Consider the following 1014-nt stretch of genomic DNA (forward strand, 5'->3'; position numbering starts at 1 on the left):
GCGGCGGCCGTCGCGCTGCACCACCGTGGCGGGCAGCAGCCGCGCGGTGGGGCCGTCGGCGCGGGCGAGTGCCTCACGTAACGCGCCGGGGGTCGAGGCGTCGACGCCCAGCGCCCCGAGTACGGACACGACGGTCTCCTCCGGCACCGGCACGTGCCGGCCCGGGGAGGGTTCGTAGGAGGTGGAGACACCGTGAGCCGCGGCGAGCCGCGCCAGGCGACTCATCAGATCTCCGCGGACTCCGTGCCGAAGCCGGTACCGGTCGGCTCGCTGGTCAGCGGAAGCTCTGCGGCGATGGGCGACTCGCTGGTGAGCGGTGCCACGTCGGCGAGCGGGGGTTCACTGGTGAGCGGCGCTTCGAAGCAGCCGCAGGAGCAGGAGCCGTCGAGGCCCGAGTCGGGACCGGAGAGGCCGGCCAGGATCTGTTTGGACGGATCGCCGTCCTCAGCCCGTCCGACCTGTTGGGGCAGCGGGGTGAGGGCGGACATGAGCAGTTCTGCGGAGGCGGTCATGGGGTTTCTCCGTTCGGGTGGGGGTGGTGGCGGGTAACCGGATGGGCTGGGAACAGGTGATGCCATACCCATTGCACGCCGAGGCATCCGTGTTCGCCAGCTAAACGTGACCCAGTTCACTGATTCGGGGACACCGGCGAATCGTCGGTCGGGCCCTTCCGGGACGCCAGTGAATGCGGTTCCAAGCGTCGCACACGCCAGATTTTTGCGCCTTCGCTCACCGTTGTGCACACCCGTCGCTCAACCGAGCACCCCATCTGACGGACGATGCAGACATTTCACCCGCACGCATTGACACCCGGAGGGGCCGGTGGTGTGGTTTGGCCGGCGTGCGGGGGCGAGGACCGTACCGGCCGACCGGGTGGCCCGAACGACGGCCGCGCGGTCCGGCCGGTCGACAGCACAGGGAGGGACCGCGATGGGCTCGGCGGCTCACAGCGGACGGCGGGCCGGCGCGACCGCGCTGGTGGCCGCGGTGGTCGGCGGACTGCTCGGTGGGGCC

At 71.3% G+C, this 1014-nt stretch carries 1 protein-coding gene and 1 pseudogene; both read right to left on the minus strand.

Features of this window, described 5'->3' with window-relative positions; genetic code table 11:
* Window positions 1–225, minus strand: a pseudogene (locus ACYVE9_RS28220) (4-alpha-glucanotransferase); the annotation flags it as partial.
* Entirely contained in the window at window positions 225–512 is a 288-nt protein-coding gene (locus ACYVE9_RS28225) for a hypothetical protein (RefSeq protein ID WP_461030724.1), read from the minus strand. The gene ACYVE9_RS28225 and the pseudogene ACYVE9_RS28220, both read right to left, overlap by 1 nt.
* Between the last annotated feature and the right edge of the window lie 502 nt (window positions 513–1014).

Source organism: Streptomyces sparsus (genome assembly GCF_054776295.1).